General features: G+C 66.9%; 18 protein-coding genes and 1 pseudogene. 2 read left to right on the top strand and 17 right to left on the bottom strand.

The features are described 5' to 3' along the window. Positions 1 to 12: 12 nt before the first annotated feature. The 14 genes and pseudogenes from CFB89_RS05205 to CFB89_RS05140 form a co-directional block, all read right to left on the bottom strand. Positions 13 to 249, bottom strand: a complete 237-nt coding sequence (locus tag CFB89_RS05205) for a glutaredoxin family protein (RefSeq protein ID WP_089466989.1) — start codon at positions 247 to 249, stop codon at positions 13 to 15. Positions 250 to 256: 7 nt separating this feature from the next. Continuing rightward, complete coding sequence (locus CFB89_RS05200; RefSeq protein ID WP_089466988.1) at positions 257 to 1,762, bottom strand: DegQ family serine endoprotease; 1,506 nt, start codon at positions 1,760 to 1,762, stop codon at positions 257 to 259. A gap of 16 nt (positions 1,763 to 1,778) precedes the next feature. Next, a complete protein-coding gene (locus CFB89_RS05195) occupies positions 1,779 to 2,831 on the bottom strand; it encodes a MucB/RseB C-terminal domain-containing protein (RefSeq protein ID WP_089466987.1) in 1,053 nt (350 codons plus the stop codon). A 5-nt stretch (positions 2,832 to 2,836) separates the two neighbouring features. Further along, complete coding sequence (locus CFB89_RS05190) at positions 2,837 to 3,454, bottom strand: sigma-E factor negative regulatory protein (protein ID WP_089466986.1); 618 nt, start codon at positions 3,452 to 3,454, stop codon at positions 2,837 to 2,839. Positions 3,455 to 3,540: 86 nt separating this feature from the next. Next, complete coding sequence (gene rpoE, locus CFB89_RS05185) at positions 3,541 to 4,140, bottom strand: RNA polymerase sigma factor RpoE (protein ID WP_006490873.1); 600 nt, start codon at positions 4,138 to 4,140, stop codon at positions 3,541 to 3,543. Positions 4,141 to 4,229: 89 nt separating this feature from the next. Next, positions 4,230 to 4,694, bottom strand: coding sequence for a hypothetical protein (locus CFB89_RS05180; RefSeq protein ID WP_089466985.1), 465 nt, complete (start codon positions 4,692 to 4,694; stop codon positions 4,230 to 4,232). An 11-nt stretch (positions 4,695 to 4,705) separates the two neighbouring features. Continuing rightward, on the bottom strand, positions 4,706 to 5,938 hold the full coding sequence (fabF, locus tag CFB89_RS05175) for a beta-ketoacyl-ACP synthase II (RefSeq protein WP_059574009.1): 1,233 nt from the start codon (positions 5,936 to 5,938) through the stop codon (positions 4,706 to 4,708). 164 nt (positions 5,939 to 6,102) lie between these two features. Beyond that, a complete protein-coding gene (acpP, locus tag CFB89_RS05170; RefSeq protein WP_004197638.1) occupies positions 6,103 to 6,342 on the bottom strand; it encodes an acyl carrier protein in 240 nt (79 codons plus the stop codon). 144 nt (positions 6,343 to 6,486) lie between these two features. Then, positions 6,487 to 7,236, bottom strand: coding sequence for a 3-oxoacyl-ACP reductase FabG (gene fabG / locus CFB89_RS05165; RefSeq protein WP_006476504.1), 750 nt, complete (start codon positions 7,234 to 7,236; stop codon positions 6,487 to 6,489). Between the two features lie 36 nt (positions 7,237 to 7,272). Beyond that, the gene (gene fabD / locus CFB89_RS05160) at positions 7,273 to 8,205 is read right to left on the bottom strand and encodes an ACP S-malonyltransferase (protein WP_089466984.1); all 933 of its coding nucleotides are present in this window, start codon (positions 8,203 to 8,205) and stop codon (positions 7,273 to 7,275) included. 84 nt (positions 8,206 to 8,289) lie between these two features. Further along, entirely contained in the window at positions 8,290 to 9,279 is a 990-nt protein-coding gene (locus tag CFB89_RS05155; RefSeq protein ID WP_089466983.1) for a beta-ketoacyl-ACP synthase III, read from the bottom strand. Next, positions 9,280 to 10,386: a phosphate acyltransferase PlsX gene (gene plsX, locus CFB89_RS05150; protein ID WP_089466982.1), complete on the bottom strand. Its 1,107-nt coding sequence runs from the start codon at positions 10,384 to 10,386 to the stop codon at positions 9,280 to 9,282. 132 nt (positions 10,387 to 10,518) lie between these two features. After that, positions 10,519 to 10,695 (bottom strand): annotated as a pseudogene (gene rpmF / locus CFB89_RS05145) (50S ribosomal protein L32); the annotation flags it as partial. Positions 10,696 to 10,793: 98 nt separating this feature from the next. Beyond that, positions 10,794 to 11,429, bottom strand: a complete 636-nt coding sequence (locus tag CFB89_RS05140; RefSeq protein ID WP_027783927.1) for a DUF177 domain-containing protein — start codon at positions 11,427 to 11,429, stop codon at positions 10,794 to 10,796. Positions 11,430 to 11,657: 228 nt separating this feature from the next. On the opposite strand from CFB89_RS05140, the gene CFB89_RS05135 reads away from it, so the two are divergent. Then, positions 11,658 to 12,290 carry a Maf-like protein gene (locus CFB89_RS05135; RefSeq protein ID WP_089466981.1) on the top strand — a complete coding sequence of 211 codons (633 nt, stop codon included), beginning with the start codon at positions 11,658 to 11,660 and terminating at the stop codon, positions 12,288 to 12,290. After that, positions 12,287 to 13,009, top strand: a complete 723-nt coding sequence (locus CFB89_RS05130; RefSeq protein WP_089466980.1) for an SAM-dependent methyltransferase — start codon at positions 12,287 to 12,289, stop codon at positions 13,007 to 13,009. Before CFB89_RS05135 ends, CFB89_RS05130 begins: the two co-directional genes overlap by 4 nt. Positions 13,010 to 13,071: 62 nt before the next feature. Here the strand turns inward: CFB89_RS05130 and CFB89_RS05125 are convergent, their stop codons facing one another. From CFB89_RS05125 to CFB89_RS05115, 3 genes are read right to left on the bottom strand one after another with little or no spacing between them, the layout of a single operon-like run. Then, the gene (locus CFB89_RS05125; protein WP_089466979.1) at positions 13,072 to 14,064 is read right to left on the bottom strand and encodes a S49 family peptidase; all 993 of its coding nucleotides are present in this window, start codon (positions 14,062 to 14,064) and stop codon (positions 13,072 to 13,074) included. A 12-nt stretch (positions 14,065 to 14,076) separates the two neighbouring features. Continuing rightward, entirely contained in the window at positions 14,077 to 14,478 is a 402-nt protein-coding gene (locus CFB89_RS05120) for a Rieske 2Fe-2S domain-containing protein (RefSeq protein WP_059574322.1), read from the bottom strand. Continuing rightward, the gene (locus tag CFB89_RS05115; RefSeq protein WP_089466978.1) at positions 14,475 to 15,134 is read right to left on the bottom strand and encodes an HAD-IA family hydrolase; all 660 of its coding nucleotides are present in this window, start codon (positions 15,132 to 15,134) and stop codon (positions 14,475 to 14,477) included. Before CFB89_RS05115 ends, CFB89_RS05120 begins: the two co-directional genes overlap by 4 nt. Between the last annotated feature and the right edge of the window lie 5 nt (positions 15,135 to 15,139).

The raw sequence follows: 15,139 nt of genomic DNA, 5'->3' as shown, positions 1-15,139 counted from the left end.
GGCAGGCCAGGCTCAACGCCGGGCCGCCAGCGCGCCGCGCACCCGCACGTCGTCGAACCGGTGGCGGCACACTTCCACGCCGTCCAGCAGCAGCACCGGCACGTCCTCGTCGTAACGCGCGACGAGCGCCGCATCGGTGTCGATGTCGACGTAGTCGACCGCGACGCCGAATTCGGCCGCCACAGGCGCCAGTGCGTCGCGCATGTCGTCGCACAGGTGGCACCAACCGCGGCCGTAGAGCGTGAACATCCGCGCGTTACTTCTGGGTCGCGCGCGGCCGCACGGGCACGAACTGCGTGTTGTCGCCACGCCGCACGAGCACCGCGACCGCCTTCTGCGGATCGAGCTGCGCGGTCACGTCGGCGAACTGCTTCGCGTTCGCGATGTCGATGTCGCCCACGCGCAGCACGATGTCGCCGCGCTGCAGGCCCGCGCGGGCGGCCGGGCCGTCGACACCGTCGATCTGCACGCCGTTCTTCAGCTTCAGCGTCTTCATCTGCTCCGCCGTCAGGTCGCTGACCGTCAGGCCGAGCGAATTGGTCTGACGGGGCTTCTGCGGCGCGTTCTTGCGCTGCTCGGCCTTCGCCGTCGACTCGGCCGGCGTCTCCGCGATCGTGATCGGCAGATCGCGTGCCTGACCCTTGCGCCACACGTTGACCGTCGCCTTCGTGCCGGGCTTCGTATCGCCGACCATGCGCGGCAGGTCCGACGCCGCATCGACCGGACGGCCGTTGAACTTCAGGATAATGTCGCCCGGCTGGATGCCGGCCTTGTCGGCCGGGCCGCCCGGCTCGACGCTGCTGACGAGCGCGCCTTCGGCCTTCGGCAGCCCGATCGAGTCGGCCACGTCCTTCGTCACCTCGCCGATCGCCACTGCGATCCGGCCGCGCGTGACCTTGCCGGTCGCCTTCAGCTGGTCGGCCACGCGCATCGCCTCGTCGATCGGAATCGCGAACGAAATGCCCATGAAGCCGCCGGTGCGGCTGTAGATCTGCGAGTTGATGCCGATCACCTCGCCCTGCATGTTGATCAGCGGGCCGCCCGAGTTGCCGGGGTTCACGGCGACGTCGGTCTGAATGAACGGCAGGTAGTCACCCGTGTTGCGGCTCTTCGAGCTGACGATACCGGCCGTGACCGTGTTGTCGAGGCCGAACGGCGAACCGATCGCGACGACCCACTCGCCGACGCGCACCTTGTTCGAATCGCCGATCGCGACGACCGGCAGGTTCGACGCCTGAATCTTGACGACCGCGACGTCCGTGCGGTCGTCCACGCCGATCAGCTTCGCCTTGAATTCGCGCTTGTCGGTCAGCGTCACGTAGATGGTGTCGGCATCGTCGACGACATGCGCATTGGTCATCACGTAACCGTCGGCCGACACGATGAAGCCCGAGCCGACGCCACGGTTCTGCTCGGTGTCGGGCCCGTTGTCCGGCGCCGGCGCGTTCTTCGGGCTACCGCCGTTGCCGCCGCCACCATTGCCGGGCGCCTGCGGCAGCGGAATGCCGAAGAAGCGCCGGAAGAATTCCGACATGTCGCCGTTGTCGAAGCCGGGCGGGAGCACGCCGCGCGGGCCGGGTACCGGCACGTTCGCGGTGGTCCGGATGTTCACGACCGCGGGGCCGACCTTTTCGACGAGGTCGGCAAAATCGGGCAGGCTGGCAGCGGGAGGCGTGACAGCGACCGCGGTTTGCGGGACGAGCGGCAGGCAGGCACACAGCGCCGCCGCCGCGAGCACTTTGCGCAGCGTGAGTTTCGTCATGTCGGAAGCCGTAGCGTTACTTGGAAGCCTTGTATTCTATGGCAGACGCGAACTGCTGCAACGTTGCCGGCGGCACTTCGCCGAGCACGGTGATCCAGTAGTCGCCGCGGCGCTTCACGAGAACGTGCGTCGCACCGGTGCTGCCCGCGCCTTCCTTGCGCGTATTTTTCTCGGCCGGCTCGATGAAGACCGAGACCGTCGCGAGGCCGTCGGTGAAAACGGCCTGGTCGACCGGGATCGGCGGATCGCCCGCATCGCGCGCGGCCATCGGCCGGCGCACTTCACGAATCTTCTGGAAACCGGCGACGCTCGGCGCAAGTTGCCAGCCCTGCGCTTCCATGTCGACCGTCGCGACCGGCGGGCGCACGACCGTCCAGCCGCTCAGGTTGCGCATGCCGGCTGCAATCGCGGCCTTGTCGCCGCTTGCGCCGCCCGTCTGCACTTGCGAGAACGCGATCTGTTCGAGCACGCGATCGTTCGCGTCGAGCGTCTGCGAACGCAGCAGCAGCCCGGTGCGCGCATCGGCCCACAGCTTGTACGTGAAACGGTACGCATCCTTCGGCACGAGTTCGACGACCTGCGCGTCGATCCCCGCCACGCGGTCCTTGCCGAGCGACTTCGCATCGTAGACGGACATCACGTGCTCGCCGCTCGCGCCGAGCAGCGCGGGGAACGCGTCGCGCGTCTGACGGCGCTCGACCACGCACAGCTTGCGCTCGGGCACGAACGTGTACAGCTCGTCGTTGTGCCGCAGCAGCTTGCGCGGCTTGCCGTCGAGCGTCTCGATCCGCTCGAACTCGCCGTCGCGGGACGACACGTGCGCGATGCGCGACGACTGCACGTACCCGCCGCGCTGATAGACGAACGTACCTTCGTAGCTCTGCTGCTGCGCGGCCTGCTGGACGCGGTCGAGCCAGTCCGCAGCGCCCTTGCGGGTCGCGACGGGATCGTCCGGTTGCTGGGCGCTGGCGGGAAGGGAGTGAACGGACAACAGGGCGGCTGCGCAAAGCAGGAGGGCCGGCAGCCGCTTCCATCCGGAGATGGCGTGATTCAACTGCAATGTCCGCATCGGGTTTATTGGCCTGGCGTGGTGGTCACGGCAGCGCGGATCAGCGGCATCGAACCCGTGACGACGGGCTGCTGCGCGAATTGCTGGTGCGCTTCAAGGTATTGGTCGAGGCTCGCATCGCGGATGATGTTGACGTCTTGCAGACCCGGCTGGGCCGATGCCTGCGCAACCGTCACGCGCTGCAGGTTGCCGTTCTGCGGCGCGCCTGCCGATGCGACCTGAACGGCGCCTGGCGCACCGGCCGTCTGCATCTGCGGGACGACGATCCACGTCAGCGTGGCGGCCGCGGCGGCCACCGCGAACGCGGGCACGACACGGCGGCGCAGCGACAGCAGCTTGCGCGCGCCCGGCGCGGCCGCCGGTGCCAGCAGGTGCGGCTCGCTTTCGAGCGCGGCCGACATGCGCGCGGTGAACGCGACGCTCAACGCGGGCGACAGGGCGAGCTCGTCCGAGCGCAGCGCATCGCCGATCAGGTGGTAATGGGCCCACACGGCGCGATCCGCGCGGTCGAGCTCAGCCAGAAACTGCCCGTGATCCGGGCCATCGAACATTTCGCCGTCGACCAGCGCGGAAAGGCGCTCGCCGCGCGAGCACGCTTGCGATTGCGTATTGACCGACCCCATGATGCTCCCCATCTTGCACACCCCGTCGTGACTTCACGACTCTATCCGTAACTAGACCCCGACCCGCGTCGCTCCGCCTGTCGCGCTTACCAGCGCTTTCCTTCGGGCGTATCGAGCAGCGGACGCAATTTGGCAGCGATTGCTTCGCGCGCGCGGAAGATCCGCGACCGGACCGTCCCGATCGGACAGCCCATCATTTCCGCGATCTCTTCGTAGCTCAGGCCCTCGATCTCGCGCAGCGTGATTGCCTGGCGCAGTTCTTCGGGCAGCAGAGCCATTGCAGCGTTGACCGTTTCGGCAATCTGCTTGCTCATCAACATCGACTCAGGCGTGTTGATATCCCTTAGTTGGTCTGCGTCGGAGAAAGTTTCCGCTTCCTCCGCATCGGCCTCGGTCGAGGTCGGCGCCCGGCGGCCTTGCGTCGCAAGGTAGTTCTTCGCCGTGTTGACGGCAATTCGGTACAACCACGTATAGAACGCCGATTCGCCGCGGAATTGCGGCAGCGCACGATACGCCTTGATGAACGCGTCCTGGGCCACGTCCTCGACCTCGGCGGGATCCCGCACGAGGCGCGAGATCAGCCGAATGATCTTGCGGTGGTATTTGGAGACCAGGAGTTCGAACGCCGCCTTGTCGCCCTTCTGTACGCGCTCGACCAGAGCCTGATCGATTTCTTTTTCACTCACCTGACAAATCCGTTAACTAGGGATGCAACGCGGAGCGTTATTGTAGCGTTCCGGCGCCGGCCGCTGGTTACGGTCGGTAACTGCCGCCGTCATGCGCGCCCCGCCGCCCCGGCCGTTCTCGCCAGCACCGACAGCGCGCTGAACGACGCGGCATCGAGCGCGTCGGCCGGAATCAGCAGCGGCCGCGCGCGCCGGGCGCCCTGCCCGACCGACAGCACCAGCAGCAGGCTGCTCCAGTGCGCATGGCCCGTCACGCGGCCGCGAGCCAGCAATCGCCCGGTGCGGCCAAACGCCGCAATCTCCCCGAACGCATCGATTTGCAGCTCGGCCGGCAACCGGCGGGCGCAAGCCCGCGCCGCGCATACGGCCAGCAGGGCCGCCGTCGCGGCCGACACGCCAGCGCCGGCGGCAGCGCCCGCGCGCGGCGCCCAGAACAGGTACGCCGACGCGGCAGCCGACGCGACGAACGCGGCCAGCACGAGATACGACACGGCCGAGGCCCGCAACGCAAAGCGCTGCGGACGCCCGGCCGGAGCATCGAATGGACTCGTCAAGCGATTCGACGTCAGACGCGCTTGAACACCAGCGTGCCGTTGGTCCCGCCGAAGCCGAAGTTGTTCTTCACGGCCACGTCGATCTTCATGTCACGTGCGGTGTTCGCGCAGTAATCGAGATCGCACTCGGGGTCCTGGTTGAAGATGTTGATGGTCGGCGGCGACACGTTGTTGTGCAGCGCCAGCACCGTGAACACCGATTCGAGGCCGCCCGCGCCACCCAGCAGGTGGCCCGTCATCGACTTCGTCGAGTTGACCACCATCTTGTACGCGTGCTCGCCGAAGGCCGCCTTCACCGCGTCGGACTCGTTCTTGTCGCCCAGCGGCGTCGACGTGCCATGCGCGTTCAGGTACTGGACCTCGTCGGGGTTCACGCCGGCGTCGCGCAGTGCAGCGACCATGCAGCGGCGCGGGCCGTCCATGTTCGGCGCGGTCATGTGGTACGCGTCACCCGTCATGCCGAAGCCCGAGACTTCCGCGTAGATCTTCGCGCCGCGCGCCTTCGCCGCCTCGTATTCCTCGAGCACCATCACGCCGGAACCCTCGCCCAGCACGAAGCCGTCGCGGTCCTTGTCCCATGGACGCGACGCGGTAGCCGGATCGTCGTTGCGGGTCGACAGCGCGCGCGCTGCCGCGAAACCGCCGATGCCGAGCGGCGACACCGTCGATTCGGCGCCGCCCGCGACCATCACGTCGGCGTCGCCGGCCTGGATCAGGCGCGCGGCGAGGCCGATGCTGTGCAGGCCGGTCGTGCAGGCCGTGACGGCGGCGAGGTTCGGGCCCTTCAGGCCGAACATGATGCTCAGGTGGCCCGAGATCATGTTGATGATCGAACCCGGCACGAAGAACGGCGAAATCCGGCGCGCACCGCGATCGACGTAGGTCTGGTGCGTATCCTCGATCATCGGCAGGCCGCCGATGCCGGACCCGACCAGCACGCCGATGCGTTCCGCGTTGGCTTCGGTCACTTCCAGCCCGCTGTCCCGCATGGCCTGGACGCCGGCGGCAATGCCGTAATGGATGAACGTATCCATGTTCCGGGCTTCCTTCGCCGGGATGTATTCCTCGGCGCTGAAACCCTTCACTTCGCCCGCGAAATGGCACGCGAGGTTCGACGCATCGAACTTCGTGACGGTGGCGATACCGGACTTGCCGGCGACGAGATTGGCCCAGCCGTCGGCAACATTATTGCCAACAGGCGAAATCAGCCCCAGGCCTGTAACGACAACACGACGGCGGCTCACGGTAACCTCTTTTCCATTATTGGATGACAAAAACAAAAGCCACAGTGGCCACAGGAACCAGCCCTGCGAGCCCTGTGGCTGTTAGTCCGTCCGGCGCGAAGCCGGCAGGATGGCGCGTCAATCGCGAAGATCGCGGCGACGTGGCGGACAAGCGCGAAAGGCGCTTACGCCTTGACGTTTGCGCGAGCGTAGTCGATCGCTTGCTGAACGGTCGTGATCTTCTCTGCTTCTTCGTCCGGGATTTCCATGCCGAACTCGTCTTCCAGAGCCATCACCAGTTCGACCGTGTCGAGCGAATCGGCGCCCAGGTCGTTCACGAACGAAGCTTCGTTCTTGATCTCGGCTTCCGCGACGCCCAGTTGCTCAGCGACGATCTTCTTGACACGTTGTTCGATGTTGTCCATTACCCCTCCGAGGGAAAGTTCAGATTTACAAGTGCGCGCATTTTATCAGGTTTGCTGACGGCAAAACGCGCGTTGGCTTGATGGTCGATCAAGCGCCGATCCGCCTGAAAAACGGGATACGGCGCGGATGGTAAACGAAAACCGTTACGACATGTACATGCCGCCGTTCACGTGCAGCGTCGTGCCGGTGATGTAACCGGCCTGCGGCGATGCGAGGAACGCGACGGCATGGGCGATGTCCTCCGGGCTGCCGAGGCGGCCGAGCGGAATCTGGGTCTTGAGCGCGGCCTGCTGTTCTTCCGGCAGCGTCTTCGTCATGTCGGTGTCGATGAAGCCTGGCGCCACGCAGTTCACGGTGATGCCGCGGCTGCCGATCTCGCGCGCGAGCGCCCGCGTCATGCCCGCGACGCCGGCCTTCGCGGCCGCGTAGTTGACCTGACCCGGATTGCCGGCCGAGCCGACCACCGACGTGATGTTGATGATGCGGCCGCCGCGCGCCTTCATCATCGGGCGCAGCACCGCGCGCGACAGGCGGAACACCGACTTCAGGTTGGTGTCGATCACCGCGTCCCAGTCCTCGTCCTTCATCCGCATCGCGAGCTGGTCTTGCGTGATGCCCGCGTTGTTGACGAGCACGTTCAGCGCGCCGAATTCCTTCACGGTCGCATCGATCAGCGCCTCGGCGGCGGCCGCGTCGTTGACGTTCAGCACCGCGCCGCGGCCCGTGACGCCCGCTTCCGCGAACGCCGCGGTGATCGCGGCGGCGCCCGACTCGCTCGTCGCCGTACCGATCACCGTCGCGCCCAGGCGCGCGAGTTCGAGCGCGATCGAACGGCCGATGCCGCGCGACGCGCCGGTCACGATCGCAACCTGTTTATCGAGAGTCTTGTCCATGAATCGAATATCCGTTGCTTGGGAAAAAGCGCCGCGTCAGGCGGTCGCGAGCTTGAGCGCTTCGTCGAGCGAAGCCGGATCGAACACCGAGGCGCCGACCAGGTTGCCGTCGATGCGCTTCGTCAGGCCGGCGAGCACCTTGCCCGGACCACATTCGATCACGTGCGTGACGCCGGTGCTCGCGATGTGTTGCACGCACTCGACCCAGCGCACCGGGCCCGCGGCCTGGCGCACCAGCGCGTCCTTGATCGCCGCCGGATCGCTGACCACCGCGACGTCGATGTTGTTGACGACCGGAATCTGCGGCGCCTTCACGTCGACGTTCGCGAGATAGTCGCGCAGTTGATCCGACGCCGGCTTGAGCAGCGACGAATGGAACGGCGCCGACACCGGCAGCGGCAGCGCGCGCTTCGCGCCCTTCGCCTTCGCGATCTCGCACGCCTTGTCGACCGCGCCCTTGCTGCCTGCGATCACGACCTGCGCGGGTGCATTGAAGTTCACCGCTTCGACGACGCCCGCTTCCGCGGCTTCGGCACACACCGCGCGCACCGTGTCGTCGTCGAGGCCCAGGATCGCGGCCATGCCGCCCTGGCCGACCGGCACGGCCGTCTGCATCGCCTGCGCACGGAAGCGCACGAGCGGTACCGCGTCCTTGAACGCGAGCGCGCCGGCCGCGACGAGCGCCGTGTATTCGCCGAGGCTGTGGCCGGCGACGATCGACGGCGCCGGGCCGCCTGCCTGTTGCCACGCGCGGTAGCACGCGTACGCGGCGGTCAGCATCACGGGCTGCGTGTTGGTGGTCAGGTTCAGCTCTTCGGCCGGACCTTCGGCGATCAGCTTGCCGAGATCCTGATTGAGCACATCGGACGCTTCCTGGAGCGTCTCGCGCACGACGGCCAGATCGGCGAATGCATTGAGCATGCCGATCGCTTGCGAGCCCTGCCCCGGAAAAACGAATGCAAATTTCATATCGTCCCCAATTGAATCGATTCGGACGGCGCGCATGAACGGCGCGCCGACGGGATCCGCGCGCGGCTTGTCGCGCGCCGCGGATCAGAAGCGGAAGACCGACGCGCCCCAGGTGAAGCCGCCGCCGACGCCTTCGATCAGCACGTGCTGGCCGCGCTGGATGCGGCCGTCGCGCACCGCGGCGTCGAGCGCCAGCGGAATCGACGCGGCCGACGTGTTGCCGTGCTGGTCGACCGTCACGACCATGCGCTCCTGCGGCAGGCCGAGCTTGCGGCAGGTGCTGGTCATGATGCGGATATTGGCCTGATGCGGAATCAGCCAGTCGATTTGCTCGGGCGCGAGATTCGCTTTCGCGAGCGCTTCGATCGCGACCTTTTCGAGCACGTTGACCGCAAGCTTGAAGACGGCCTGCCCGTCCATGTGCAGGAACGCGCTACCGTCGATCACGCCGCGATTGACGTTGCCCGGCGTGCACAGGATGTTCGAGTAGCTGCCGTCCGCATGCAGCGCGCTGCCGAGCACGCCCGGCTCTTCCGACGCGGACAGGATCACCGCGCCCGCGCCGTCGCCGAACAGCACGCAGGTCGTGCGGTCCTTGAAGTCGAGAATGCGCGAGAACGTCTCCGCGCCGACGATCAGCGCGGTGCGGTGCTGGCCGCTGCGGATGAAGCTGTCGGCGGTGGCCATCGCATACGCGAAGCCCGAGCATACGGCCTGCACGTCGAATGCCGCGCCGCCGCTCTTGATGCCGAGCTTGTTCTGCAGCAGGCACGCGGTGCTCGGGAACACGAAATCGGGGGTCGAAGTCGCGACGATGATCAGGTCGATCGACTGCGGATCAACGCCGGCCGCTTCGATCGCACGACGCGACGCCTCGAGCGCGAGATCGCTCGTCGTGACGTCGGGTGCGGCGAAATGGCGCGCATGGATGCCCGTGCGCGCCACGATCCATTCGTCGCTGGTCTCGATGCCTTCCTTCGCAAGACGATCGGTCAACTGCTGGTTCGTGACGCGGTCGGGCGGCAGGTAGCTGCCCGTGCCGAGCACGCGGGAATAGAGAGTCGATTGGGCCATTTATGCTTTAGAGGATTGCGCGGCGGAAGGTTCGGCGTGATGGCCTGCGGCCGGGCTTGCCTGGCCCGCGCCGCCCGCGTCGTGTCCGCCGTCGCCGAGCGACACTGAATTATCCGCCATCGCGCGCGCGAGGCGCTCCAGCACCCCGTTTTTGACGGCATCATACCCGCGTTTGATCGCCCACTCAAACGCGTACGCGTCGGCCGAACCGTGGCTCTTGATCACGAGGCTCTTCAGCCCCAGCAGCGCCGCGCCGTTGTACTGGCGGTGGTCGACGCGCTTCTTGAAGCGCATCAGCACCGGCAGCGCGAGCAGCGCCATCAGCTTCGACATCAGCGAACGGCCGAACTCCTCGCGGATGATGTCCGACAGCATCTGCGCGAGGCCTTCGGACGTCTTCAGCGCAACGTTGCCGACGAAGCCGTCGCACACGATGACGTCGACGGTGCCCTTGTAGATGTCGTTGCCTTCCACGTTGCCGCGGAAATTGAGCGTGCTGGCGCGCAGCAACTCGCCTGCGCGCTTGATCGTCTCGTTGCCCTTGATGACCTCTTCGCCGATGTTCAGCAGGCCGATGGTCGGGCGCTCCTTGCCTTCGAGCGCGGCCACGAGCGCGTGCCCCATCTCCGCGAACTGCAGCAGGTGCTGCGGCTCGCAGTCGACGTTCGCGCCGAGGTCCAGCATCATCGTGTAGCCGCTCGGGTTCGGCAGCGCGAACGCGATCGCGGGCCGCTCGATGCCGGGCAGCGTCTTGAGGACGTAACGGGAAACGGCCATCAGCGCGCCGGTATTGCCGGCGGAGATGCAGGCCTGCGCCGCGCCTTCCTTGACGTGGTTGAGCGCGACGCGCATCGAAGAATCCTTCTTCTTGCGCAGCGCCACTTCGACAGGGTCGTCCATCGCCACGACTTCGGTGGCGGGCACGATGGTCAACGCGGGATCGTCGAGGGCTTTCAGCTTCTTCAGCTGAGCGCGAATCGCGCTTTCGATGCCGACGAGCATCAGATGCGCATCGGGGTGCGCGCGGACGAACTTGACTGCCGCGGGAACGGTCACGGACGGGCCGTGGTCGCCTCCCATGCAATCGATTGTGAGCTTTACGGTCATGGAATGCGACGAATTTCAGGCACAAAAAAGCGGCAGTTGAATGCCGCCTTTTTGTTGAGCCAGGAAAGTGTCAAGCGAACCAGTTGTCACGCGAACGGCGAGCGTAGCGCGCAACGCGTGACTTGACGCTTGGTCGTTCTTCGTCTTGACGACTTTCTTGCCGCGATAGTAGCCGTTCGGGCTGACGTGGTGACGCAGATGCACTTCACCCGTGCTCGGCTCGACTGCCAGCGGCGCTGCCGTCAGGAAATCGTGCGAACGATGCATGCCGCGCTTCGACGGCGACTTCTTGTTTTGCTGGACTGCCATGACTAACTCCTAAATAATTTTCCGGATTCTAACACAGCCCGATCCGGCGCTTAACTACCCTGGCCCAAAGCCCTTACGCCTTCCCGCGCCACAACTGCTTAGTGTTTCTTGGTGCCGTCACCGTCCTTCTTCAGCGCCTGCAGCGCTGCGAACGGATTCGGCCGTTTGCCTTCGTCCCCGGCTTCGTCGGACTCCTCGTCCGCTTCTTCCACGGGACCGCTCGCGCCCGACACGAGGCTTTCGTGAACTGCCGGGCAAACCTCGTGCTTGGGCACGAGCGGCAACGAAAGCAGCAACTCCTCTTCGATCAAGTCGACGAGATCGAACTGGCGTGAGCCCACGATCACATCGGCTTCATCGTCGTCGAGCGGAAATTCTTCAGCTTCTTCTTCGGTCGCGACGACCCGGTACGTCATGTCGACGTCGAACGTCTGGTCGTACGGCGTCACGCAGCGCTGGCACGTGAGCCACGCATGGCCGTGCACCGCGAGGCGCAGATACGGCTGCTGCCCGTCGGCGCCGTCGTCCTGCAATTCCTTCTGCGTGAACCCTTCCGCCTGCCACGTGAAGACCGTGTCGCGATCTGGCGCGTCCGTCGGCACTTCGTTTAACATGCGCGGCAGTTGCGAAAGGCGCACCGCCCCGGCTGCCTGCCGCCCGCTGCGGGCGAACTCGAACAGGTCGACCGCGTGCGGATCGAGCGCCGCCGCAGGTTTGCCAGAAGAAGTGTTCATGTGCGCTCCTGCCTACAGGCTGACTTGCGGATCCGGCTTGGCACCGCTCGCGTACGGCTCATCGAAGGATGACGTACTTTACTTCCGAAGACCCGACAGGCGCCACCAACGAAAGCCTGCCGACGAAAAGCGGGAAAGCATACCTGTTTTACCTTTTGCGGTCAATCACTTAAGCTTGCGTCCGCGCAACGCCGCGCCCCACCTCACGACTCACCGATCCAACCGACCATGCCGGATACCGTTTGCCGCCCGCCGCGGCTGATTCTTGCCTCCAGTTCCCGCTACCGCCGCGCGCTCCTCGAGCGCCTGGGCGTGCCGTTCGACGTCGTGTCGCCCGACCTCGACGAAACCCCGCTCGCCGGCGAAACGCCGGCCGCGACCGCGCTGCGCCTCGCCAGCGCGAAGGCGCGGGCCGTGGCCGCGACGATCGACGCGCCGGACGGCGTGCTCGTGATCGGGTCGGACCAGGTCGCGACCTTCGACGGGCACCAGATCGGCAAGCCCGGCACGCACGAGCGCGCACTCGCGCAACTCGTGTCGATGCAGGGCCGCGACGTCGAATTCCACAGCGCGCTCTGCCTGTACGACAGCCGCACCGACGAAGCGCAGGTCGAGGACGTCGTCACGCACGTGCGCTTCCGTTCGCTGCCCGAGGCTGAACTCGACGCCTACCTGCGCGCGGAAACGCCGTACGACGTGGCCGGCAGCGCGAAGTCCGAAGGGCTCGGCATCGCGCTGCTCGACGCGATCGACTCGGACGACCCGACCGCCCTCGTCGGCCTGCCGCTGATCGCCCTCACGCGGATGCTGCGCGCCGCCGACTACCCGCTGTTCGCCATCTCCCGAGGAGACCGCGCATGACCGCCGGCACGCTTTATCTCGTCCCGAACACGCTCGGCGAAGGCGACGAATCGATGCTCGCCGCCGTGCTGCCCGCCGCCGTGCAGGCGCGGGCCGGCACGCTCGGCTATTACATCGGCGAGAACGCGAAAACGACGCGTGCGTTTCTGAAGAAGATCGGTACGACGCGACCGATCCAGGAAATCGAGATCAGCGAGCTGAACGTCAATACGCCGGCCGGCGCCATCGACCGGCTGCTCGCGCCCGTGCTCGCCGGTGCGGACGCGGGCCTCGTGTCGGAAGCCGGCTGCCCGGCCGTCGCGGACCCCGGCGCGCTGCTGGTGCGCCGCGCGCACGAGCGCGGCGTGAAGGTCGTGCCGCTCGTCGGGCCGAGTTCGATCCTGCTCGCGCTGATGGCGTCGGGCCTGAACGGCCAGAGCTTCGCGTTCAACGGCTATCTGCCGGTCGATGCGGCCGCGCGCGCGAAACGGCTGCGCGAACTCGAGCAACTGTCGCGCAAGGCGCGCCAGACGCAGATCTTCATCGAAACGCCTTACCGGAATCACGCGATGCTCGACACGCTGGTCGCGACCTGCGCGCCGTCGACGCAGATCTGCGTCGCGGCCGACCTGACCCTCGCGACCGAGACGATCGCGAGCCGCACGGCGGCCGACTGGAAAAAAGCGCCTGTGCCGAATCTGCACAAGCGCCCTGCGATCTTCCTGCTGCTTGCCAATTGATGCCGAGAACGGCGACCAGCTGACTCGCCGAAAGGCGGGCCGTCGCGGCCCGCCGGTTGCCGTCAGCGCAGGCTGACCGACGCGCCGCCGGCCGTCAGCGCCTTCATCGCGGCGCCCCCGACGGCCGCGCCGAACTTGCGCGCGACGCGATTCGTCAGGCTTTCCTTCACCGTGTAGTCGACCAGATCCGGCGCCTTCAGCACGTCGCGCGCGACCGTATCGGTCGTGCCGTAGCCGTCGGCGAGACCGAGCTCGACACTCTTTTCACCCGTCCAGAACAGGCCGGAGAACATGTCGGGCGTCTCGTGCAGCCGCTTGCCGCGGCCATCCTTCACCGCCTTGATGAACTGCGCATGCACCTGGTCGAGCAGTTCTTGCGCATGTGCGTCCATCTTCGGCGTTTCGGGCGAGAACGGATCGTAGAAGCCCTTGTTTTCGCCCGACGTGTGCAGGCGCCGCTCGACGCCGAGCTTGCCCATCAGTCCGGTGAAGCCGAACCCGTCCATCAGCACGCCGATCGACCCGACGATGCTCGCCTTGTCGACGAAGATCTTGTCGGCCGCGGACGCGATGTAATAGCCGCCCGATGCGCACATGTCGGTCACGACGACGTACAGCGGCTTGTCCGGATACTTGCCGCGCAACCGCTGGATCTCGTCGTAGACCATCCCGGCCTGCACCGGGCTGCCGCCCGGGCTGTTGATCCGCAGCACGACGCCGACCGTGCCGTCGTCGTCGAACGCGGCGTCGAGCGCCGTGTTGATGTCGTCGGCGTTCGCGTTGACGCCGGCCGCGATCTCGCCGTCGATCGTCACGAGCGCCGTGTGCCGCCCGCTCGACGAGAATTTCGAGTCGCTCGAGAAATCGATCAGCGCGAACGCGAACAGCACGAACACGCCGAGAAACGCGAAGCGGAAGAAGATTTTCCAGCGCCGTGCCGCGCGCTGCTCCTTGACGGCCGCGAGTGCGATCCGCTCGAGCGCCGCGCGCTCCCAGCTCGGTTCACGGCTGTCGGGACGGGAGGGGGAATCGGGGGAATTCGGTTGGTCGGCCATTCAGTGGTGTCGTCAGTCGGTCGTGGCGGAAGTGGCAGGATGCAGATCGGCATCGGGCACCCAGAATACCGCACGGCCGTCGGGCGTGTCGCGCTCGTCGACCTCGACCGGCCGCAGGCGGCCGCCGCGGCATGGGCCACCGACGCACTTGCCGGTATCCGGCGCGTAGATCGCGCCGTGTGTCGCGCACATCAGATAGAGGCCCGACGATTCGAAGAACTGCCCTTCGGCCCAGTCGAGCTCCATCGGCACGTGCGCGCAGCGGTTCAGGTAGCCGTAGGCACGGCCGTCGTAGCGCACGAAAAACACGACGGCCTGCTCGCCGCGCAGCGTCGCGTCGACCCGCACGCCGGCCCCGCCGTCGGTCAGCGCGCTCGATGCGCACACGCGCACGGCGTCCGGCGCCGCGCTCATGCGTGCTCCCGCAGCCAGGCAGCCAGCGCGCCGACGTCCGGCGCGACGAAGCGCGGCGTGAGCGCCGCCAGCGCATCGGCCGTGTGCGCGCCGTACGCCACGCCGACGCCGGCCGCGCCGGCGCTGGCGGCCATCTGCAGGTCGTGCGTGGTGTCGCCGATCATCACGGTGCGCGACAGGTCCTGCCCCAATTCCCGCGACAACTCGTGCAGCATGGCCGGATGCGGTTTCGAGAACGTCTCGTCCGCGCAGCGCGTCGCGTCGAACCAGCTCGTCAGCTTCGACTGGTCGAGCACGCGGTTCAGCCCGACCCGGCCCTTGCCGGTCGCGACGGCGAGCAGGTAGCCCGTGTCGCGCAGCTCGGCGAGCAGCTCGCGCACGCCGGCGAACAGGGCGATGCGCTGGTCGTCGAGCAGATAGTGATAGCGGTAGCGCTCGGCCAGCCGCGCGTAGTCGGACGGATCGAGGGTCGGAGCCGCGATCTGCAGCGCGTCGCGCAGCCCGAGGCCGATCACGTAGCGGGAAGCTTCGTCGGACGGCGTGGGCAGGCCGAGATCGCGGCATGCCGCCTGGATGCTGTGCGCGATGTGCGCGGTCGAATCCATCAGCGTGCCGTCCCAGTCGAAGACGATCAGGTCAAATTGCTGTCGGGCCATGCGGT

It is taken from the genome of Burkholderia sp. AU16741 (assembly GCF_002223345.1).
Taxonomy (GTDB): Bacteria; Pseudomonadota; Gammaproteobacteria; order Burkholderiales; family Burkholderiaceae; genus Burkholderia; species Burkholderia sola.
The sequence above is the reverse complement of the archived record's forward strand: the minus strand, read 5'-3'. Positions and strand labels throughout refer to the sequence as shown.